Raw genomic sequence first — 20939 nt, forward strand, 5'->3', positions numbered from 1 at the left:
TCATATAGAGGTGAAATTATATGCCTAAAATTGACAATATGCTAGCAATTCTATGGATGCTTCGTTCAGGTGAAAAAATCACTGCAAAACAAATTTCAGAAAAGTTAGAGATAAATATAAGGACTGTGTATCGTTATATTGATACAATTTCAACTAGTGGCGTACCTATAATTTCAGAACCAGGACATAACGGTGGATACACTTTATTGAACAATTTTGTAGAGGCTCCTCTTTTTTTTGATTTTGAGGAGCAAACTTCACTATTTCACGCTGCTGTTTTTGCAGAAGAAGCCGGATATTATGGAGGTGAAGCATTAAATAGGGCCATTTCAAAACTAAGTAAATACTCAAATCAAGATCAAGAAACAAAGATAAACCAACATTTAACTAGTCTTGAAGTAATAAGTCGATTAAGTTCACTTTCTATAAAAACTTTTTTGAAGGAGTTGGAGCAGGCCGTAGCTAACGGGTATTCAGTAAAAATTCTTTACCATAAAAGTGGCGAAAAGCAATTAAATTATAGATCGGTCGATCCATACAGAATTATCTATTGGAATAATAAATGGTATGTAATTGGATTTTGTCATCTTAGGAATGATATCCGTAGTTTTAAAGTAGATCGAATTGAAAGTTTAATACAAACCGAAAATAAGTTTAACCGGCCAGATAATTTTTCAGCAAGTGATTTTTTTATAAAAAGTCTTCTTCCAACTATAGAAGATAAGGAAAGTATTATTTCTTTGGTTATTAATGGGGATAAAAATGTATTGGCTGATATTTGCCAACATTGGTTTTTAGGACATTATTTACAAGAACGGACTTCAAATCAAGCAGTTTTTCTTCTTGAAAAAGATATGATACATAAATATGTACCTTATTTACTTTTACCGTACAATAAATCTATTAAAGTTATTGAGCCAATAAGTCTTAAGAATAGAATTATTGAAGTTCTGTCTGAATTAATAAAATTTCATCAAGTATGATAACTTCCCTGACGTTAACTGTCAGGGAAGTTATATTATAATAGCTATATAAATTGTGATTGGAGTGTTATTAGATGCAAACAAAAAAAGCTTTTTTATATGTATTTAATACAATGTCGGACTGGGAATATGGATATTTAATTGCTGAACTAAACTCAGGAAGATATTTCAAAAAAGATTTAGCACCTTTAAAAGTAATTACAGTAGGAGCTAATAAAGAAATGATAACTACTATGGGAGGACTGAGGATAAAACCAGATATTTCCCTTGATGAATGTACTCTTGAGAGTAAAGATCTTTTAATTTTACCAGGAGGGACTACTTGGAGTGAAGAAATTCATCAACCTATCTTGGAAAAAATTGACCAAGCTTTAAAGCGTGGCACTATTGTTGCTGCAATTTGTGGTGCAACTGATGCCCTTGCGAATATGGGATACTTGGATACTAGAAAGCATACAAGTAATAACTTAGAATATACTAAAATGGTATGTCCTAACTATAAAGGAGAAAAGTTCTATGAGTTGGGACCTGCGGTATCTGATGCGAATTTAGTTACTGCCTCAGGAATAGCTCCTCTGGAATTTGCAAGGGAGGTACTGAAAAAAATAGATGTATTTACACCAGATACATTACATTCATGGTATAACCTAAATAAGACTCATAAACCTAAATACTTCTTCCAGTTAATGAATTCAATAAAAAAATGAAATAACTAAAAAGCTCAATTTCTCTATTTTGATTTGCAGAGAAGTTAGGCTTTTTAATTTGGAATTCCCTTATCGATAACGATAAAAATGAACTTCGGTGTTATAAAAAACAAAATTCCCGTTTAGAGGATACGATAAAATCTTAGCTTGATAGGTATGTATTTGTACCCCTAGTATGTCAATTTTAATCTGTTATGAGAAAACACACGGATTTGTATCATCTTATGGTAAAATAAAGTTAAATATTCAGAAAAATCATTGTTTAAAACAAGCAGGATGATAATTAAATAAGATTTAAGTGATGGGGGTATAGTTAATACATGAGTAATGTACATTTTAGAGATATAGATGATACTAATGAATTCAAAGTTAGAAATATAAATTTAAGGTCTGGACAAGAAAAATTTATTGAAACCATAGATGAATGTTTAAATGAAGCTAATACCTATCATGAATGGCATCCGGTAGCTATATATTATGATGAAGAAATTATCGGATTTGCTATGTACGGTTCTTTTGGTCCTAATAAGGATACTTGGATTGATAGAATAATGATAGATGAAAAATATCAAGGCAAAGGCTATGGGAAAATTGCTATGATGAAACTTATTAATATAGTTTCAAAAGAATATGGGGTAAACGTTATATATTTAAGTGTCACTGAGGAAAACAGAACAGCTTATAACTTATACGAAAGTATAGGATTCGAGTTTATGAATGAAAGAGACCTAAATAATGGAGAACTCTTATTTAAGTACGCAATTAAATGAGAGCCATTTGAAATCGATTATTTCTTTACCAAAAGGTAAAGAAATGTTTACTATTCAACTCTTATAGGAGTAGCTCCCCATTGCTATTAAGATAGCAGAACAAAATTTCCTTAAATTAAAAATTACGCTATTCTATTTTTAGAATCATAGGAAAGGATGGCGTTTTTGTATGTTTATTCCTGTATCTGATGAATTACAATTATTTGCACAGGACATTCAAAGTTTTTTATCTCCAAATGCCTTACGGGATCTTGCTAGAGATGTTGGTTTTGTATAACGAACCAGTAAGTATCCTTTGGTTAGTGGTTTATTAAGAATAAGCTTTTTATACAGAATATCTTTGATGTTCGAGATAATATATTTAGATTTATTTAATTCTAAAGAGTCCATTTCCCACCTCATAAATTATAAAATAAAGTAAATTCCCACTTAATTATATCATCATCCTAATTGAAGATTTCGCCTTTTCCTTGCTACCGATAATGAGACGTTATGTGAGCATTATACAACCTAAAATACAGAACATATCACTTTTCACTTTACCCCTATGTAATCTTCTACAGTAATCCTACTCCAATAGTTCACCGTTTATAGGTACATTTCATTAAGTAGAAATTAATAAATTTATTGAGGTTTAATAATTCTAATACTGATAATTTGACATACATTAAACCAAAAGTTGCATGTTATATTACTAGGCACAACAATATAAATGATACCATTTGTTTATTCCGTAAATATTGTTGATAAAAAAGGTGAAAGGATTTTTAAAGGTAAAAATAGAAATCTATATAAAAAAATATTTAAATGGTAGGGATATTATGAAAATCGGTAAGTTTGGAGAAGTAAATAACTTAAGTATTGATACAATTAGACATTATATGGATCTCAGTCTTATTATTCCTGAAAAAAAGGGAGGCCACTATTTTTTTGATGAGTATTGTCAAACAGATTTAGAACTTATAATACATTACAAAGATCTAGGATTTAGCTTGAATGAAATCAAAGAACTATTTTTTTATAAAAATTTAGCAAAATCTATGAATTACGAAAAAGATATCTTTTACCAATCTTTATTCAAACTAAAATATGACAAAATGGAACAGGAAATAGAACTTTTGGAGAAGAAACGGGATAAATTAAAGGGAGTGTTACATGATTTATTATTAACAAATGAAACTTCCAATACAATTATAGGGATAGATTTAAGTATACTACATTTACTTACATGTTCTAAGTGTAGACAAAAACTAATTCTTCAAGATGGAATTATTAATAACAATCAAATTACCGAGGGAAAGTTAATTTGTAATTGTGGTGAAGAATATATAATTACTTCAGGAATAATAACTGCTGGTAAATCATTTAAAGCAAATGAGCGAACGTCACTTGAAGATACTATTTCGGATTATATTCATGAAACTGATAATGCATATTTGGAAAATATGCTTAAAGAAGGGGAATGGGCGAAAAAGAAACTAATACATTTAGATTTAAATAACAAATTAATACTAGATATAGGATCAGGACTTGGGTTCTTTTTGAGGAGCATTTATGAAGAACTACCCGAAGATTGCCTATACATCGCAGTAGATAGAGATTTCAATAAACTTTTATTTTTAAAAGACGTATTAGCGAGAAAAAATCCGAGAAGAAATATTCTCTTTATCTGTGCGGATTTTTTGAACATCCCTATTCAAAATCGGTCAGTAGATATTGTAATTGATCACTCTGGTACGAGCAATTATAGTTTTGAACATGCGGATTTTTTACTTCACGAATTAAACCCACTTTTTAAATCCAATTGTTATTTATTAAGTTTATTTATTTTATTTAAAAATTTCAGCTTAAATAGCCAAATTACAAATAACTTTCGAGCAAATTTTTCACTTTCAAAAATAAAGAAAGAAATCCAAAATCTACAGTTTCAATCCATTGATGAAAGTACTTCAAATTATTTGAAACGAGGCGGAAAGTACGAGGATTTCTTTGTTCAAGGTGAAGAAATTTATACATATTCATTTTTTGGAAAAAGATGGGGGTAACCCCATCTTTTATTTATTTCCCCTTAAAATTATTCAAATCGTACATATTGCGATTGGGTTGACCCAAGAACTTACAATGTACGTAACACAAAATTAGGCAGGGGGAAAAGTTATGACAAGTTTACGGTTACATATAGAAAATAAAAAAAGAAACCAAGAACTAAGGAATATTTGTTTATATTCAATTGCAAAAACAGTATCAATATTCGGTAGCTCTATTTATAGTTTTGCATTAGGATTGTATGTATTACAAATAACCGGATCTGCTTTAAATTTCGCGATTACGCTTATTTTAGGAACGATTCCAATGATTGTTATGAATCCATTTGCCGGTGTAATTGCTGATAAGGTTGATAAAAAGAAACTCGTCGTTTGTATGGATGTACTAAGCGGATGCTTATTAATAACTGTTTATATAGTAAGCAACTATTATGGGTTAAACTTATTCATCATTTATACTACTACCTTTCTGATGACAGTATTTACAACATTTTTTGTAATAGGTTTAGAGGCTGCAAAACCAAATATCGTCTCTAAAGAGAGACTAATGAGTCTTAACTCTATAAGTAAAATTATCGATTCTATATCTTTAATTCTAGGGCCTATGTTAGGGGGCATTGTTTTTGCAGTCTTTGAGATGAACACTTTTATAATTATTAACGGTATTTCATTTATCCTTTCGGCTATATCCATATTGTTTATCAACTTTAAATTGTGCGAGCAATACATAAATAAGGAATGTTCAATAAGGGAAATTAATTTTATGAAAGATATAAAGGAGGGATACTCTTACTTAATGGAGCGGGAGAGCTTAAAAAATACGTTTCGTATTTTAATTTCACTTAATTTTTTTCTAGGATTTTCTGTAACTGTTCCATTGCCATACATTATGAATACAGTTCTCAACATTAGTTCTAAACAATTTGGTTTGATCCAAGGGACTTTTCCAATAGGTATGATAGTTGGTGCAATAATAGTAAAAAAGATAACGAATCGTTTTTCTTATTCCTATCTATTGAAAAAAACAAGTTTTATGATGGCAATTTTTATGATAGTTTCAGGTGCACCTGTTCTATTCAAAAGTATTGAAGTGAATAAAATTGTATTTGTGACCATGTACTGCGCCATTATGTTCTTTTTAGGGTTAATGATAGCATTAATCGATATCCCTTTAATTTATTTTATGCAAAGAGAGATTCCAGATGAATATAGGGGCAGAGTGCTTAGTATTGGATTAAGTTTAGGTAAAATGATGCAGCCGATAGCACTGGCATTATCAGGTCTATTATTAAATCATATTCCATCCTACACGCTTCCAATTGGAGGAGGAATCGTATTTCTTATTTTAAATCAGGCTTACTCAAATAAATTGAATTTAGAAATTCATTCAAAAGGGTATAGTGTTGAACGTAATTAAATAATATCGAAATAGCGCAGGATCATCATCCTGCGCTTATCTATCGTAATTCAGCTGTTTTTCTAATAACAATCTTATCAATATCGTCTTCTTCATCACCAATAAATAACCCGCGTTCTTTTAAATACGCCTCAAAATATAAATCTGCTTCTGCACGTTCATCATATGGTTTTACAGATAGAACGAAACCTAATTTGTTTTGTTCCTCTAGATGAGAAGTGGAAATGTATGCCGGTACATTGTGGCGTAAAAAGAGTTCTTTAACCGGAATAATCATATCTTTCATTAATTTCGTTAACATCCCCATTTCAAACTCGAAATTAAAACGATCTATACTACATAAATCGGCGAATACTACACCAATAAAACCTGTATTATATACTTCTTGATATTCTACTTCCTCGTTACCGTAAAAATTCTTTTCGATTAAATAATTTATAAAGTAAGCAACACCGTCACTTTGTTCAAAAGGCTTCGTTGAAAGAACAAATCCGATTTTCTTTTGTTTATGTAAATATACACATGACATGTATGCTGAAATGTTATGCTCTTTAAATAGAGAGCTTGTTGCCCCAGATAGACCATCTAATACGTGATGAACAATTTGAAGTTTTTTACGGGCGAAATAATAGGATTTCTTTTGTAACTCCAATGTATCAATAAAGACAGAGCCGATAAAGCCTGTATTTGAAATGATAGGTGTTTGCTTTTTTCTTCCTCTGCGCTTTGCTTGAGCCATTGTAAAAATCATCCCTTCATGTACAAGTAAAATAAAAAGAACGTTTGTTCGTATATTTATATTTTACTATTAAAACGCTATAAAGTAAAGGGTTTTTGACGAAAAAAACAACAAAAAAGACACCTGTAAAAGGTGTCTTAAACGCTGTAGGGAAGAGGGTTCATCCATACAATTTATATTATGATACAGAAACAATTTCTTCTGTATCTTCTACATCTAAATGACAGTCCATTGTACGAACATCTTGATCTTCATGACTTCCGAAATAAATAGTAATTTTCATATGTATCGCTCCTTTATTCTAGGAATACCTAAAATAATTACTAGTAATGTTAATATTTATTATATACCACTTTTTTCATTCCGACAACGTTATATCGTTTTTTATTCTTTTAGGGCGCAAAGAGTAATGTAAAGAGATATTTTTATAGAAATAGGTACATTTCTTATATGTTATATTTAATACTGAAGTATTCGAATACAAATTTTATGAAAGGAGCAAAATGAATGAATTTTAAACAGTTACTAATTGATAATTTTACATATAAAACTTCATATATTGCGCGGCAGACACAGGGAATGAATGTAAAAGAAACGAAGGATTACATCGCTGTCGACTGTGGTTTACCTGCAGATACATTTAATATCATTACTTTACTAAACAATAATGTAACGGAAGATATTGAGAAATTATATAAGGAAGTAGCATACTATAATCAAAAGAAGTACCCAATGAGTGTTTGGTTTTGGGACGAGAAGCTGGAGGGTAATTTAAAGAATGAATTAATAAAGCTTGGATTAAAAGAAGCAGAACAAAATATCGCGATGGTAGCAAACTTACATACAATACATCCAACAACAAACTTGCCAGAAGGTTTTACGATACAAAAAGCATCTTCGTCAGGACAAATTAAAAAGTTTGGAGAAGCGTTAGCTAGTCTATTTTGTACATCAGAGGAAGGGAAATATGTACAAGCATTCTACAATCAAACTGCTTCTTTCCATTTATGGAATAGTGAAAATATGAAACTATACTTAGGGTTTTATAAAGATGAAGTCGTATCGGTTGGTTCATTAGTGTGTACACAAGATAGTATTGGTATTTATGATATAGCAACGAAAGAAGAAATGAGAGGAAAAGGATTTGGTTCTACTATGTTTCATTACTTGCTGCAAGAAGCAAAGGAATTAAACGTTGCTCAATGTGTATTACAAGCTTCACCTGATGGGATTACTATTTATAAAAAAGCTGGTTTTCAATCTGTTGGACAAATGACTGTATTTGAAAATCGACATTTATTTGAATAAATTATCCAAGCCAAATTGCTTTTATGTAGGAGTCAATACATCATTATGAAAAAGATATATATCGTTACAATCATTTTCGCCTTTATAGTAATAGGTACTTTTGTTTATCATAAAGTAAATGAACTTAAGTACACGAAAGCTATTAATCAATCAAATCACATGAAAAATATTGCACATAGAGGCGCCTCTGCCTATGCGCCGGAACATACAATACCAGCTTATACATTAGGACAACAATTAAAAGCAGATTATATAGAAATTGATCTTCAAATGACAAAAGATGGACATTTAGTAGCTATGCATGATGAAATAGTAAATCGTACTACAAACGGTACGGGGCTAGTTAAGGAACATACATTAGAAGAATTAAAGCAATTAAAGGCAGGTTCTTTTTTTAATGAAAAACATCCAACTTTAGCAAAGAAAAAATATGAAAATGCTAAAGTCCCAACACTCGAAGAAGTAATTGAAGTGTTTGGGCATGACGCGAACTATTATATTGAAACCAAATCACCTGATGAATATCCAGGAATGGAAGAAAAGTTATTAGAAATTATCAATCACTATGAAATACAGGATAAAGTTATTATTCAATCATTTAGTGAAGAAAGTTTGCAAAAGCTACATAGTTTACATGTTAATATACCTCTAGTCCAATTACTATCTTACAAAAAAGCAGTTCAATTAACTGAATCAGAAATAGAGAAGTATAGTACATATTGCATAGGTCTTGGTATGAACTACAAATATATTGATGCAGCTTATGTAAAGAAAATAAAGAAACACGGATTAGAAGTTCATCCATTTACTGTAGATAATGAAGCAGACATGAAAAAGCTAATTTTATGGGGAGTGGACGGGATGTTTACGAATTATCCGGATCGTTTACATTCATTATTAAAGTCTTAATTAAAAGATATTATTTTTAACGTAATAGTTTATAGAAGAAGAATCCAATACTTTTATTGGATTCTTTTTATTTAGCTATAAGTGACTAACTTAAAGCAGTACAATTTTGAACTTATTAATAAAATATTACATTGAGTATAATTTTTTATAATAATCATCAGAAAGTAACGAAAATGTAATGAATTTTAACTACGCTTTTTATATTTTTTTGATACACTGGCTACGAGAGGAATACCGATTAATGTAGGTAAAAACCAAAACCATATAGGCGGCAATAAATTAATAATAGGAATATGAATACCGATGTTTACTAATAACGCGGTAACGGCACCAATATAAGAACCTAACATACCTCTAATATGGTGGTGAAGCCAATTTTTCCAACGTTTTTTTCGTGCAAGGTAGCCATAAATCGCAAAAGCATAAGAGAAAATTGCTACATAAAATAAATATGCGATTTTATCCCAGTTTATAATGGATAATATAATTGCAGTGAGGGTAATGACAACATAGGATGCATGATATATTTCGCCCCATTCCGTATGTTTTCCTTTCTTCTTTTGAGCAACCATCGCTACAATACCGGTAATTAAGCATATTGTCCCAAATAATATGTGGATGGTTAAAAGAATGTTAAAAATGCTCATAATAATTCCTCCTTTTTTATTTTTATAGTATTGCAGTATAGGAGAAAAGTTGAAAAACATCGTTTGTTCGTCTTAATATATTGAAATAAAGGTACTCTTAGAACAAATTTAAACGGACAAATTTTCTTGAATTTAGTGAGTCACGTATTACGTGAAATGAAGGAGAGACTTCCATGTTTACATCTATTACATATTTACAATCAGGGAATGACAAACAACAAAAGGTATATGATGTTTTGAATAAACTAAACATCATGGAGGATTTAGCTTTGTATAGCCCCGTTCTTTGCGGGACTATACCTATTAGAATTGATACGCTTCAATCTGACTTAGATATAGTAATGGAAGTACATAACTTTGATGTTTTTGAACAAGAAATGAGATCTTTATATGGCTCTTATGAAGGATTCAAAATAAAAAAGAAAAAAATTAAAAATACTGAATCGATAAAAGTAAATTTTGAATTTGAAGGTTTTAAATTTGAATTATTTGCTCAGCCTAAGCCGGTGCGTAACCAAAATGCATATAGACATATGATAGTAGAGCACATGCTATTAATGCAGCATCCACATATAAGAGAAGAAATTATTCGCTTAAAAGAGAACGGTTTAAAAACAGAACCTGCTTTTGCTCAAGTATTAAACATTGACGGGGATCCTTATGAAGGACTTATTGTGTTGGGGCAGGAAATGCGGTTGTGGTAAATAAAATACACAAAAACTCCTCTATGGAAAAAGAGGAGTTTTTATTATGTCATTAACTTACGAATTAATTCGCTTAACAATTTAATACCGTTAGTTATTTGCTCTGGAGAAGCATATCCATATGATAAACGAATGTATCGATCTGATTCTTCTTCATAGATACGTCCCGGGTTTAATAGAATCCCTTTTGATAGTGCCTTTGAAAATAATTTCTTCATCGGAATGCTAGGTACTACCTTTAGCCATATAAAAAATCCACCACTAGGTATATCCCAGGTGGCAATATCTGCACAATGCTTATGTAAAGCTCGTATCATTATTTGTCTTCGTTCTTTTAGTTGAATTCTTACGTTTGCAACATGTTCCTCATAAAATCCTTTATTTATCCATTCAGCAGCAACTCTTTGAGATAATGAACTCGATCCATAATCTGTTTGCATTTTTATATCTGATAATCTATCAATAACCGGTTCTGGACCGATAATCCATCCAATTCTAAGTCCTGGGGTAAGTGTCTTAGAGAGACTACCAATATATAATACATGTCCATGTTTATCCCTTGATTTTAAAGGAGCTGGGGGCGGTGCATCAATCCATAACTCGCGGTAAATATCATCTTCAATAATAGGTAACTGTTCCTTTTCACATATTTTTAATATTTCTTTTCTTCGCTCTTTAGACATTAATATGCCTGTTGGATTTTGAAAACAAGGGATTGAATATAAAATATTTTTCTTCTGACTGTATTTAATTCGTTTTAATAACTCGTTAGGTAATATACCGTGAGGATCCATTGATATACCAGATAGATTTATATTTGCTGATTGAAATACATGAAGTGAATATAAGTAAGAAGGTTGTTCAAGTAAAACGGTTGACTCTCTATGTAAAAGACCAATTGATATTAATTGTAATGCTTGTAATGCACCCGAGACGATTAATATAGAACTTGGTGATGCTTGTATTCCAAATGATTTTACGTATTTACTTATTGCTTCACGTAACGGATAAAACCCTTTTTGTTCCTCATATCCAAAATAGTCTAATTCCTCACTTACTTTCTTCATAATGGATTGCATCGTTTCTAATGGAAAAAGATGAGGAGAAAGTTCGCCTTTACTAAGATGGATAAGCTTGTTATTTGCTTCTGCTTCATTTATTTCTCGTACCATTAACTTGCTTGGTTTATGAATACCGGCCTTTACATATTGACTCCAATCAGGTGGTGGATTTGTTGCTAATAATGACCATGTATTATTCGTTACAATTGTTCCTGCTCCAATTTTCCCTTGAATCAATCCATCAGCCATAAGTTCATCTAGTGCAGTTATTACAGTGCTACGATTTACTTGAAATAATTTTGCTAACTGCCTTTGACTAGGGATCTTACTTCCAATTGGCCATTCTCCATTTTCAATTTTTTCTTTCATATAATCTACTATCTGCCGATACTTAGGCAGTTTTTTACTAGTTGTCATCAAAAAACTCCTTCGTTCACTTGAAAAATACCAAGTGGTTGGTTTTTACGATAAAAAACTGGTTGAAGACATTGTATCAACTATTAAATATGATGGGAAGAAATAATTGGTAATTATAAAGTGGTTGGTTTGAAGGGGGAGAGAAAACATGAATTATAAAAAATGGGATTATCGAATTATATGTGCTCATTCTTTTACAATTTTAATTTGGGGAACGGCCTTTCCGGCAATTCGTATGGGTCTTGAATCTTACACACCTGAACATCTTACTTTACTTCGTTTGTTAATCGCTTCATTCATACTTCTTTTGTTTTCGTTTTTATACAAACTACGATTACCTGATCTAAAAGATATTCCAGCGATTTTTTTATTTGGTGCTTTAGGATTTACTTTTTATCACATCGCATTAAACTATGGTGAAAAAACAGTAAATGCTGGATCGGCAAGTTTAATCGTTTCCGTCACACCTATAGTAACGGCAGTTCTTGCTTTTGTTTTTTTAAATGAAAAAATGAAAGCAAATGGATGGATCGGTGGTGTAATTAGCTTTATAGGAATTGCTTTCATATCATTTAGTCAAGGGGGGTCTATTCAATTTAATAGCGGGGGATTATTTATATTATTAGCAGCCGTTTCAGAAAGTCTATTTTTCGTTTTTCAAACATCGTACTTAAAAAAGTACGGCTTCTTGCCATTTACCATATATACAATTTTATCTAGTACGGTATGTATGCTTATTTTCTTACCGGGAATGTATCAAGAAATACTGGTGGCTCCTCTTGAAGTGAATTTGAGCGTTATATATTTAGGTTTATTTCCAACAGTACTCCCGTATATTGCATTGGCCTATATTATATCTCATACTGGTGCTTCCGAGGCAACAAGCTCTCTATATTTAACGCCAGTAATTGCTTGTTTTATAGCTTGGGTATGGTTAGGTGAAGTACCTACTTTTATTTCGGTAGTTGGTGGAGTAATTACTATACTTGGAGTTTTAATAGCGCATGTATCATTAAAGAAAGATATTCGAAGTGAAAAGTACAACGATATAACTGGATAAATTCTATTTAGAAATGATAATTCCCTGTTTTTTATAATTAAGAAACAGGGAATTATTTCACTACGTTGAATATGTAAATATATTCTTAATAAAGGGGTTTAAAATATTGAATATCCAGTTAAAGGTTGTTACGAGAGAGAATTGGGAAGATGCTTTAAAGCTGCAAGTTAAAGATAATCAGACGAAATTCGTTCCATCTGTAGCAGTTTCACTTGCTAAAGTATATATAAAACCAGATGGGGACGCTGTAGAATACCAACCATTTGCGATATACAATGGCGATCTAATGGTTGGTTTTGTTATGCATGCTGTTGTAAAAGAAACAACTGATATGTATTGGATAAACGGATTTATTATCGATCAAAAGCAGCAAGGTAACGGTTATGGAAAAGCGGCATTACAAGAAAGTATATACTTAATAAAAAATACGTTTAAGGCGTGTAAAGAAATTAGATTAACAGTACATAAAGATAATATCTCTGCAAAGAAATTATATGAACATTATGGTTTTCGACCATTAGGGCATGATTATGATGGTGAGGAAGTTTATCGTTTATTCGTTTAACAATGAATGGGAGGAATAACAATTGAGCAATAAATTTCATCATATTGTACGAGCTGTTATGATAAAGGATAAAAAATTGTTAGTAGCTGAATATATTGGCCATCATTATTTTTTACCAGGTGGTCATGTTGAAGTTGGCGAATCAGCTGAGAATGCATTAATAAGAGAACTAAGGGAAGAGCTCGGAGTAAATTGTAGTATAAAACAATTTTTAGGAGTCATAGAAAACCGATGGCAAGATCGAGAAGTTCTTCACCATGAAATCAATCATATTTTTGAGATAGATTCACAAGAGCTACATATTGATTTCATACCAAAATCTAAAGAATCTCATTTGGCGTTTCACTGGATAGATTATAATCAAGAAGCTTTACATACTTATAAAATCATGCCAGAACCTTCAGTTAAAGAGTTACTAGAAAGAAAATTAAGTGATGAACTACTAAACTGTTGGATTAGTAATTTTTAAAAACCTCTATTAATAATAAATTCGTCCAGCAAAAAGTGATTAAGAAAATAGGCTGAAAAACAAGGTACATCACCTAGTGTAAGTTCATATTTTGTTGATGTACGTATTCAAGTATATAGCCATTTGTTTCTACTTTGTTTATTAACATTTATTAACTTCAATATGTGGACGGAATTTATATTTATAAATGGAGGGGTTTCATAATGAATCAGTTTCAACAAGAACTACAATCATTAAACCTTAATGATTATCAAACTGGTAATGTTGTGTATTGGGATCAACAACAAAGTCAATATCCATACTACTACATTCAAGACGATGCACGTCGTTGCGGCGGATGCGGAGGTTGTGGTGGACGCTGTGGCGGATGTGGCGGCAGATGTGGTGGTTGTGCAGGTCGTTGCGGCGGATGCATAGGATGCGCTGGATGTTTCGGTTGCTTTAATTGCTGGAACTGGTGGATCATTTAAGTATAGAACATCAAAGATATTTTGCTTGAAGGAAAGGTGTGAAAACTATTTTGCACTTTTCTTTCAAGCTGTAATTTTTATGTGTATTAAGGGGGATTTATTTGTATACATATGATAAGTTGATTTCTTGGGTAGAAAATATAAAAGAACAAAACCATAGCTCTGCAGCAGCGCTTTGCATAATGAAAGATAACAAAATTGTACTGGAGCATTATAGTGGCTATCACTCAAATACATCTACAAGCAAGAAAGTAACAGCATCTTCACAATTTAACGTTGCTTCTGCTAGAAAAAGTTATTTAGGATTAATGATAGCGTATGCGCTTTACGAGGGGAAAATAAACTCTATTGATGATGAAGCGATAAAATATTTTAAAGACTTTGATCCTGTATTGCTTAGTAAAACGACGATAAGAAATTTAGTAACACATTCGCACGGATTAGAAGAAACGAATGACGGGATAATTTTTCGTGAATTTGAACCGGGGCAAGGATGGGCGTATAGAGATATTAATGTAAGAATGATGACACGTCTTATTTATCAGCTATATAACAAAAGTTTTCCTGAATTGTTAAAAGAGCGTGTGTTTAAACCTGCTAATTTCCAAGAAACAGGATGGAGAATACAGCAAGATGATAATTTAGTTGCAGTTGTTGATAATCCAAATAAAGACGCAATTAGTGAAATTGGTACAGTAGATGACGGTACTGAAAAAAATCTGTTTGTCTCCGCTAAAGAATTTGCACAGTGGGGCAACCTTCATTTAAATCAAGGTATGATAGATGATAAACAAATTGTTCCAAAAGAAGTTATAAAAATCGCTACGAGTTTGCAGAGTCCAACATATGCAAATAAAGAGCTACCACAAAATGGCTTGTTTTGGTTCGTTCAAAATGAACCTGCACAATTAAGTGAACTAGGCGAACGTGTACCAAAAGGCTCGTATCAAATATTAGGAATTACGGGACCAACTATATTAGTAATACCTGAATATAATGTAGTTGTTGCGAAAATGTATAATAAAAGATACAATTACGGCGGTGATAATTATTTATATTATTTACGTGAATTTAGTAATTTAGTCGTTGATACATTTCGTAACAGTAATAGGGAATAATTACTCCTATAACAAAAAGGAGTGATTGAAAGTGAAAGATAAAGTGAACAAAAATAAAAAGCAAAACATTAAGGATGTAAATACAGAACAAAATGCAATTTATAGCGATCCAAAAGATGCAGCTAATATGCAAACGGTACCGCAGCCGAAAGATTTTGATGAAATTGAATATTAATTTTTCGTTTATCCGACTATATGATGAATGAAAAATACATCTTAAGTCCCATCTCATGACAGAAATCTTTTGGTATTCTATATACATAAGCATTTGAAAATGTCTTATCTTAACAAAGCTTTCTTTAAGTAAATCTAATATAACCTGCAGAAAGACACTTCATAATGGAGTGTCTTTTTGTGTACATGAATTCAATTTCCATTTTTCATGCAGTATCTTGCTTTTTATGATGGTTATACTAACTGTGAAAATTCATGTCACGATAAAAGAAGGGGACAGTTAGTATGAAACAAACTTCTATAAATCCGTTACTAATTGTTCTAGGTACAATCATTGTTCAAATTGGCCTTGGAACAATTTATACATGGAGTTTATTTAATCAGCCCCTTGTAAGTAAGTTTGGATGGAACCTTAATTCAGTTGCTATAACTTTCTCCATTACAAGCTTCTCTTTATCATTTTCAACATTATTTGCAGGAAAGTTACAGCAAAAATTAGGGCTTCGAAAACTCATCGCTACTGCAGGGATTGTGCTGGGACTCGGTTTAATACTAAGTTCACAAGTTTCCTCCTTACCATTACTATATTTATTAGCTGGTGTAGTAGTTGGTTATGCCGATGGAACTGCTTATATCACATCATTATCTAATTTAATTAAATGGTTTCCGAATCGGAAAGGGCTTATTTCAGGTATATCTGTATCAGCATATGGAATGGGTAGCTTAATCTTTAGATATATAAACGGAAATCTGATCGACAGCCTTGGTGTATCACAAGCCTTTTTATATTGGGGGATTATCGTCTTACTTTTAGTATTAATCGGATCGTTCTTCTTACGTGAAGCAATAGTAAGTAACACTGTAGCTGAGACTTTACACAATGATTATACACCTCGTGAAATGATGCGAACGAAACAAGTATACCTTTTGTTTTTTATGCTATTCACATCGTGTATGGGCGGTCTATATTTAATCGGTATGGTCAAAGATATCGGAGTGCAGCTCGTTGGACTTAGCGCAGCAACTGCCGCTAACGCCGTTGCAATGATTGCAATTTTTAATACAGTAGGTCGTATTGTTCTTGGAACGTTATCAGATAAAATAGGTCGAATGAAAATCGTTTCTGCAACGTTTATTATCATTGGATTGTCAGTCTTTACATTAAGTTTCATTCCGCTAAATTACGGCATATATTTCGCATGTGTAGCAAGTGTTGCCTTTTGCTTTGGCGGTAATATCACTATATTCCCAGCCATTGTTGGAGATTTCTTCGGATTAAAAAACCATAGTACAAATTATGGGATTGTATACCAAGGTTTCGGATTTGGTGCACTTGCAGGATCATTCATCGGGGCGCTTCTTGGAGGATTTGAACCAACCTTTATTATAATCGGCGTACTTTCTGTTATCTCTTTCGTTATATCTATTTTAATTCGTCCACCAAAAGCAGAAAAGAAAAAAGAAACACAACATTTATATCGAAAAGTAGCTTAATTTTAAAAAGAGTCCTCATAAAGGGCTCTTTTTATATTACACAACATTTGATTTTCCCTTTTTAGCCATTGTGTAGGAAGAATACACTTACTTAATTTAAAATGAAATGATTTTAGAAGCAATAAAGTGGTTTATTTATTAACGAATCAAGTAGCAGATAAGTAAAATATTCATATTGTTTTATAAAAGAATCAAAATATTGATAAAAAACTACAGTTAATCCGCTTCGCTAGTAGGCATACATTTCATTATAAAGGTAGTTGGCTTATTTTGGTTACAACTATAATTTCTTCTTTTATTGCATTTACTTCAACAAATATTGATGATATTTTTATACTCCTTGTTTTATTTTCACAAGTAAAGACAGGAGTATGTAAGGAAGAAGATAGAACTTTCCAGGGGAAAACTAAGATAAAAGAACTTTATATTGTTATTGGACAATATTTGGGGTTTAGTGTAATTATTTTTCTAAGTATTATTGGTTTCTTAAGCTCTTTTTTCATTCCTATATCGTGGATCGGATTATTAGGATTCGTGCCAATTTATATGGGGATTAAAGGACTATTCTCGCTTCGTTCTAACAAAAGTAATGAAGTCATTGATAACACTTCTGGCTCATTATTTAAAGTAGCTGCGATTACATTAGCTAATGGAGCTGATAATATCTCAATTTATATACCAATGTTCACTAGTCAATCCTTGGAAGCAAATTTCGTTACATTAATTATCTTTTTTTGCATGATAGCAATATGGTGTTTGATTGGCTACACATTGTTAAGGGCTCCTATTTTTGCTAAAGTACTTGAGAGAAATTGTCATATTATCGTTCCAATCGTTCTAATTGGTTTAGGAATGTTCATTCTTTTTCGCAGTAATACAATAGAATTATTTTACTAATACGTTCAAACTAACGGAAGTTTTAATTAAAAAGAATCAAACGCGGTAAGAAGCCGTACTACAAATAAAATGTAGTACGGCTTTTTTAAATTTTAGTGAAATGAAACAGTGCACTACGACAATTAAGTTAGACAGGATATTACGATTATTAAATTGAATAGATACTTTAAAAGGAGCGTGATAATTAAAATGAAAATAGTAAAACAATGGGTCCAAGAAGATAGTGATTACATAAGAGAAAAAGTAATTGAATATAATCAAAAACATATTTCAGATGAAGAGAAAAAGCCTTCAGAAAAAATTAGTTTTATATTGAAAAATGAAAATGAAGAAATAGTAGGCGGAATAACTGGAATTACATTTTGGCACCACGTACATGTTGATTTCTTATGGGTTTCTGAAGAATATAGACACGAAGGTTATGGAACCAAGTTAATAAAACTTATTGAAGAATTTGCACTTGAAAAAGAGTGTAGCCTAATCAATTTAGATACTTTTAGCTTTCAGGCACCTGCTTTTTATAAAAAACATGGATATAAAGTAATTGGAGTAAGTGAAGATCACCCTAAAGGGCATAATCGATACTATTTGGAAAAAAGGTTAGAAAATATATAGAATCCCAAAATGAATCAATCAAATCATAAAGAGCGTACGTTGAATAATTACTTTCAAAATACGTTCTTTTTATTTAGAAATGAAGGGGGATCAATTATTACCTTTACTAAGGGTAGATAAATGAAATACTCTATTAATTTTTTTATATTTTAAAACGATTAAATGGTAGAATGTAACAAAGACAGAAAATTCTTGTTATTGAAGGTGGACTTAGATGAAAAAAGTAAATGTTACATATGCGCTTTTATACGATAAAACAAATGAAAAGATCTTAATGGTAAAAAACAAAGGGAAGAATGGTTCTTATTACACACTACCAGGTGGTGCAGTTAAATTAGGAGAAACGTTAGAGGAGGCAGTCATTCGAGAAGTTAAAGAAGAAACCGGTCTACATATAACTGTAAAGGGTATTTGTTACATTAGCGAAGCTTTTTTCGAGGAGAGAGGACACCATGCAATATTCTTTAATTTTTTAGGTGAAATAATCGGCGGGGAAACAAATATAACAAGGCCAAAAGAAATTGAAGAGATTACTTGGATGGAATTACATAGAGCAGAACCGCATTTACGAATACCAGAACACTTATTAAATATATTACAAAGGAAAGAAACAGTACCTTACTTTTTTAACGGAACAATCATTCATCAATCTTCATAAAACTATCATTTCATGTAAGGCGGGGAAAAAATGGAGTTTATGGTTAATCATAAACATTTCACTCAAGCACTTTCAGAAGTAAGTAAAGCAATATCTACGAAAGCTGTAATTCCTATACTATCCGGTATAAAAATAACTGCAGATCAATCTGGAATTACTTTAATCGCAAGTAATTCAAATATTTTCATCGAAAAATTCATCCCTAGTTCCATGGATGACGAACAAATTACGACTACCTTAAAAGCAGGAACTATTGTTGTACCTGCAAAATACTTCATTGAAATTATAAAGAAAATGCCAAGCGATATAGTAATAAAAAGTAAGAATGAGCAAACAATTACCATACAATCAGAAGAAATCACATTAAACTTAAATGGTTTTCCAGCGAATGAATTTCCTAACGTACCACAAATAGACGATCATGCAGAAATACAAATAGAAACAAAACAATTGATTGATGCGTTTAAACAAACAGTCTTTGCAGTAGCGAAAAATGAATCTAGACCCGTTCTTACCGGCGTACATATCGAGTTAGACCATAACAAATTAATATGCGCTGCAACTGACTCTCATAGACTAGCTATACATGAAACATTAATTTCTACTAATATGAAAGCGAATTGTATTGTACCAAGTGCAACCATTAATGAACTTTTAAAATTAATGAACAGCAATTTAGAATTCGTTTCTATTTATCTATCAGAAAGTCACATTATTTTTACATTCGGCACAACTACGTTATATTCAAGATTAATTGAAGGGAAATATCCTAATATATCTAGTTTAATTCCAAATGAATTTCAAACAGTCATTAACATAGATAGACAAAGAATGTTACAAGGGGTAGATCGATCAAGCTTATTAGCAAGTGAATGGGCAAATAACAATGTTAACTTAGAAATTGTAAATGAATCTACAATTAAAGTTTCTTCTAATGCTTCTCAGATTGGAAAAATATCTGAGACACAACAGATAGATGCAATTCAAGGTGAAAAACAATTCAATATATCTTTCGATGGACGATTTATGTTGGATGCTTTAAGGGCAATAAAAGAAGAAACGGTTACTTTAAGTTTCAGCGGTTCTATGAGACCAATATTAATTGAAGCAGGGACACAATGTGCAGCAATCCATCTTATATCTCCAGTTAGAGCTTATTAAAAACGGAGGAAGGAATCACATTATGTACAAACACACTTTATGTTTTATAAAAAGAAATGAAGAGATACTTATGCTAAATAGAAAATATGACCCTGTAAAAGGATTGTGGAATGGGGTAGGAGGGAAGATAGAACCAGGAGAAACACCTTTAGAAAATGCCATTCGTGAAATAAAAGAAGAGACTAATATAAAAGTTACGCATGATCAAATTCAATTTAAAGGCATTATTACATGGGAGGATTCTTCATATTCTGGCGGAATGTATGTTTATCTAGTAGAGTTACTTCATGAATTTATATATCACACTCCAAAAAAAGTCTCAGAAGGAATTTTAGATTGGAAAGAGGTTTCTTGGATTCTTAGTGACTATAATTACGGCGTAGGAGAGATGATCCCTAAATTTTTAGTTGAAGTGCTCCACAATGAATTAATATTAGAGCATAATTTTATTTTATCTAATCATAAATTAATAAATTATAGGAATCAGAAATTGGTTAAGCAGGATAGGTTACTTACTTCTTTATATAATACTATTCGCTTTTAAATAACAA

Annotated in this window: 23 protein-coding genes; 20 read left to right on the top strand and 3 right to left on the bottom strand. The window is 31.4% G+C overall.

Going from position 1 to position 20939, the window contains the following annotated elements; all coding sequences use genetic code 11:
• The first annotated feature begins 20 nt into the window (after positions 1-20).
• The 5 genes from NST14_RS13535 to NST14_RS13555 all read left to right on the top strand — a co-directional run bounded on the left by NST14_RS13535 (position 21) and on the right by NST14_RS13555 (position 5922).
• Positions 21-983, top strand: coding sequence for a helix-turn-helix transcriptional regulator (locus NST14_RS13535; RefSeq protein WP_001124121.1), 963 nt, complete (start codon positions 21-23; stop codon positions 981-983).
• Positions 984-1057: 74 nt separating this feature from the next.
• A complete protein-coding gene (locus NST14_RS13540; RefSeq protein ID WP_001193573.1) occupies positions 1058-1690 on the top strand; it encodes a type 1 glutamine amidotransferase family protein in 633 nt (210 codons plus the stop codon).
• A 320-nt stretch (positions 1691-2010) separates the two neighbouring features.
• Entirely contained in the window at positions 2011-2460 is a 450-nt protein-coding gene (locus tag NST14_RS13545; RefSeq protein WP_229142745.1) for a GNAT family N-acetyltransferase, read from the top strand.
• A gap of 821 nt (positions 2461-3281) precedes the next feature.
• The gene (locus NST14_RS13550; RefSeq protein ID WP_000690085.1) at positions 3282-4505 is read left to right on the top strand and encodes a MerR family transcriptional regulator; all 1224 of its coding nucleotides are present in this window, start codon (positions 3282-3284) and stop codon (positions 4503-4505) included.
• Between the two features lie 112 nt (positions 4506-4617).
• A complete protein-coding gene (locus NST14_RS13555; protein ID WP_000202837.1) occupies positions 4618-5922 on the top strand; it encodes an MFS transporter in 1305 nt (434 codons plus the stop codon).
• A 40-nt stretch (positions 5923-5962) separates the two neighbouring features.
• Here the strand turns inward: NST14_RS13555 and NST14_RS13560 are convergent, their stop codons facing one another.
• Positions 5963-6661, bottom strand: a complete 699-nt coding sequence (locus NST14_RS13560) for a hypothetical protein (RefSeq protein WP_000035797.1) — start codon at positions 6659-6661, stop codon at positions 5963-5965.
• A gap of 507 nt (positions 6662-7168) precedes the next feature.
• Between NST14_RS13560 and NST14_RS13565 the strand changes: the two genes are divergently transcribed.
• Positions 7169-7969 (top strand): GNAT family N-acetyltransferase, encoded by an 801-nt coding sequence (locus NST14_RS13565; RefSeq protein WP_101219217.1) that lies wholly within the window; start codon positions 7169-7171, stop codon positions 7967-7969.
• A 45-nt stretch (positions 7970-8014) separates the two neighbouring features.
• On the top strand, positions 8015-8878 hold the full coding sequence (locus NST14_RS13570; protein ID WP_101219219.1) for a glycerophosphodiester phosphodiesterase: 864 nt from the start codon (positions 8015-8017) through the stop codon (positions 8876-8878).
• A 185-nt stretch (positions 8879-9063) separates the two neighbouring features.
• On the opposite strand, the gene NST14_RS13575 is transcribed toward NST14_RS13570, so the two are convergent.
• Positions 9064-9525, bottom strand: coding sequence for a DUF2306 domain-containing protein (locus NST14_RS13575; RefSeq protein ID WP_000021740.1), 462 nt, complete (start codon positions 9523-9525; stop codon positions 9064-9066).
• 173 nt (positions 9526-9698) lie between these two features.
• Here NST14_RS13575 and NST14_RS13580 point away from each other — a divergent pair, with 173 nt between their 5' ends.
• Positions 9699-10229 (top strand): DUF4269 domain-containing protein, encoded by a 531-nt coding sequence (locus NST14_RS13580; protein WP_000495181.1) that lies wholly within the window; start codon positions 9699-9701, stop codon positions 10227-10229.
• Positions 10230-10273: 44 nt separating this feature from the next.
• Here NST14_RS13580 and norG read toward each other — a convergent pair whose 3' ends face one another.
• Positions 10274-11710 (bottom strand): efflux pump transcription regulator NorG, encoded by a 1437-nt coding sequence (gene norG / locus NST14_RS13585; RefSeq protein ID WP_445662294.1) that lies wholly within the window; start codon positions 11708-11710, stop codon positions 10274-10276.
• 145 nt (positions 11711-11855) lie between these two features.
• Between norG and NST14_RS13590 the strand changes: the two genes are divergently transcribed.
• The 12 genes from NST14_RS13590 to NST14_RS13645 all read left to right on the top strand — a co-directional run bounded on the left by NST14_RS13590 (position 11856) and on the right by NST14_RS13645 (position 20932).
• Complete coding sequence (locus tag NST14_RS13590) at positions 11856-12767, top strand: DMT family transporter (RefSeq protein ID WP_103141138.1); 912 nt, start codon at positions 11856-11858, stop codon at positions 12765-12767.
• A gap of 106 nt (positions 12768-12873) precedes the next feature.
• Entirely contained in the window at positions 12874-13332 is a 459-nt protein-coding gene (locus NST14_RS13595; protein ID WP_001025602.1) for a GNAT family N-acetyltransferase, read from the top strand.
• 22 nt (positions 13333-13354) lie between these two features.
• Positions 13355-13801 (top strand): NUDIX domain-containing protein, encoded by a 447-nt coding sequence (locus tag NST14_RS13600; protein ID WP_076873861.1) that lies wholly within the window; start codon positions 13355-13357, stop codon positions 13799-13801.
• Between the two features lie 203 nt (positions 13802-14004).
• Positions 14005-14271 (top strand): heterocycloanthracin/sonorensin family bacteriocin, encoded by a 267-nt coding sequence (locus tag NST14_RS13605; RefSeq protein ID WP_001071388.1) that lies wholly within the window; start codon positions 14005-14007, stop codon positions 14269-14271.
• Positions 14272-14372: 101 nt separating this feature from the next.
• Entirely contained in the window at positions 14373-15389 is a 1017-nt protein-coding gene (locus NST14_RS13610) for a serine hydrolase domain-containing protein (protein WP_229142747.1), read from the top strand.
• A 31-nt stretch (positions 15390-15420) separates the two neighbouring features.
• The gene (locus NST14_RS13615) at positions 15421-15564 is read left to right on the top strand and encodes a hypothetical protein (protein WP_000653680.1); all 144 of its coding nucleotides are present in this window, start codon (positions 15421-15423) and stop codon (positions 15562-15564) included.
• A 284-nt stretch (positions 15565-15848) separates the two neighbouring features.
• Positions 15849-17057 (top strand): L-lactate MFS transporter, encoded by a 1209-nt coding sequence (locus NST14_RS13620; protein ID WP_073536481.1) that lies wholly within the window; start codon positions 15849-15851, stop codon positions 17055-17057.
• Positions 17058-17327: 270 nt separating this feature from the next.
• On the top strand, positions 17328-17954 hold the full coding sequence (locus tag NST14_RS13625; protein ID WP_073536480.1) for a cadmium resistance transporter: 627 nt from the start codon (positions 17328-17330) through the stop codon (positions 17952-17954).
• Positions 17955-18143: 189 nt separating this feature from the next.
• Positions 18144-18569 (top strand): GNAT family N-acetyltransferase, encoded by a 426-nt coding sequence (locus NST14_RS13630; RefSeq protein WP_214328907.1) that lies wholly within the window; start codon positions 18144-18146, stop codon positions 18567-18569.
• A 214-nt stretch (positions 18570-18783) separates the two neighbouring features.
• Positions 18784-19227, top strand: a complete 444-nt coding sequence (locus NST14_RS13635) for an NUDIX hydrolase (RefSeq protein ID WP_000757633.1) — start codon at positions 18784-18786, stop codon at positions 19225-19227.
• Between the two features lie 30 nt (positions 19228-19257).
• Positions 19258-20388: a DNA polymerase III subunit beta gene (gene dnaN, locus NST14_RS13640; RefSeq protein WP_229142748.1), complete on the top strand. Its 1131-nt coding sequence runs from the start codon at positions 19258-19260 to the stop codon at positions 20386-20388.
• Between the two features lie 22 nt (positions 20389-20410).
• Positions 20411-20932 (top strand): NUDIX hydrolase, encoded by a 522-nt coding sequence (locus NST14_RS13645; protein WP_229142749.1) that lies wholly within the window; start codon positions 20411-20413, stop codon positions 20930-20932.
• The last annotated feature ends 7 nt before the right edge of the window (positions 20933-20939 follow it).

Source organism: Bacillus sp. FSL W8-0519 (assembly GCF_038005585.1).
Taxonomy (GTDB): Bacteria; Bacillota; Bacilli; order Bacillales; family Bacillaceae_G; genus Bacillus_A; species Bacillus_A paranthracis.

What these genes read in the sequence shown, in the direction of transcription:
- NST14_RS13535 (WP_001124121.1), top strand. Translation starts at nt 21, where the DNA reads ATGCCTAAAATTGACAATATGCTAGCAATTCTATGGATGCTTCGTTCA.
- NST14_RS13540 (WP_001193573.1), top strand. Translation starts at nt 1,058, where the DNA reads ATGCAAACAAAAAAAGCTTTTTTATATGTATTTAATACAATGTCGGAC.
- NST14_RS13545 (WP_229142745.1), top strand. Translation starts at nt 2,011, where the DNA reads ATGAGTAATGTACATTTTAGAGATATAGATGATACTAATGAATTCAAA.
- NST14_RS13550 (WP_000690085.1), top strand. Translation starts at nt 3,282, where the DNA reads ATGAAAATCGGTAAGTTTGGAGAAGTAAATAACTTAAGTATTGATACA.
- NST14_RS13555 (WP_000202837.1), top strand. Translation starts at nt 4,618, where the DNA reads ATGACAAGTTTACGGTTACATATAGAAAATAAAAAAAGAAACCAAGAA.
- NST14_RS13560 (WP_000035797.1), bottom strand. Translation starts at nt 6,661, where the DNA reads ATGGCTCAAGCAAAGCGCAGAGGAAGAAAAAAGCAAACACCTATCATT.
- NST14_RS13565 (WP_101219217.1), top strand. Translation starts at nt 7,169, where the DNA reads ATGAATTTTAAACAGTTACTAATTGATAATTTTACATATAAAACTTCA.
- NST14_RS13570 (WP_101219219.1), top strand. Translation starts at nt 8,015, where the DNA reads ATGAAAAAGATATATATCGTTACAATCATTTTCGCCTTTATAGTAATA.
- NST14_RS13575 (WP_000021740.1), bottom strand. Translation starts at nt 9,525, where the DNA reads ATGAGCATTTTTAACATTCTTTTAACCATCCACATATTATTTGGGACA.
- NST14_RS13580 (WP_000495181.1), top strand. Translation starts at nt 9,699, where the DNA reads ATGTTTACATCTATTACATATTTACAATCAGGGAATGACAAACAACAA.
- NST14_RS13590 (WP_103141138.1), top strand. Translation starts at nt 11,856, where the DNA reads ATGAATTATAAAAAATGGGATTATCGAATTATATGTGCTCATTCTTTT.
- NST14_RS13605 (WP_001071388.1), top strand. Translation starts at nt 14,005, where the DNA reads ATGAATCAGTTTCAACAAGAACTACAATCATTAAACCTTAATGATTAT.
- NST14_RS13620 (WP_073536481.1), top strand. Translation starts at nt 15,849, where the DNA reads ATGAAACAAACTTCTATAAATCCGTTACTAATTGTTCTAGGTACAATC.
- NST14_RS13630 (WP_214328907.1), top strand. Translation starts at nt 18,144, where the DNA reads ATGAAAATAGTAAAACAATGGGTCCAAGAAGATAGTGATTACATAAGA.
- NST14_RS13635 (WP_000757633.1), top strand. Translation starts at nt 18,784, where the DNA reads ATGAAAAAAGTAAATGTTACATATGCGCTTTTATACGATAAAACAAAT.
- dnaN (WP_229142748.1), top strand. Translation starts at nt 19,258, where the DNA reads ATGGAGTTTATGGTTAATCATAAACATTTCACTCAAGCACTTTCAGAA.
- NST14_RS13645 (WP_229142749.1), top strand. Translation starts at nt 20,411, where the DNA reads ATGTACAAACACACTTTATGTTTTATAAAAAGAAATGAAGAGATACTT.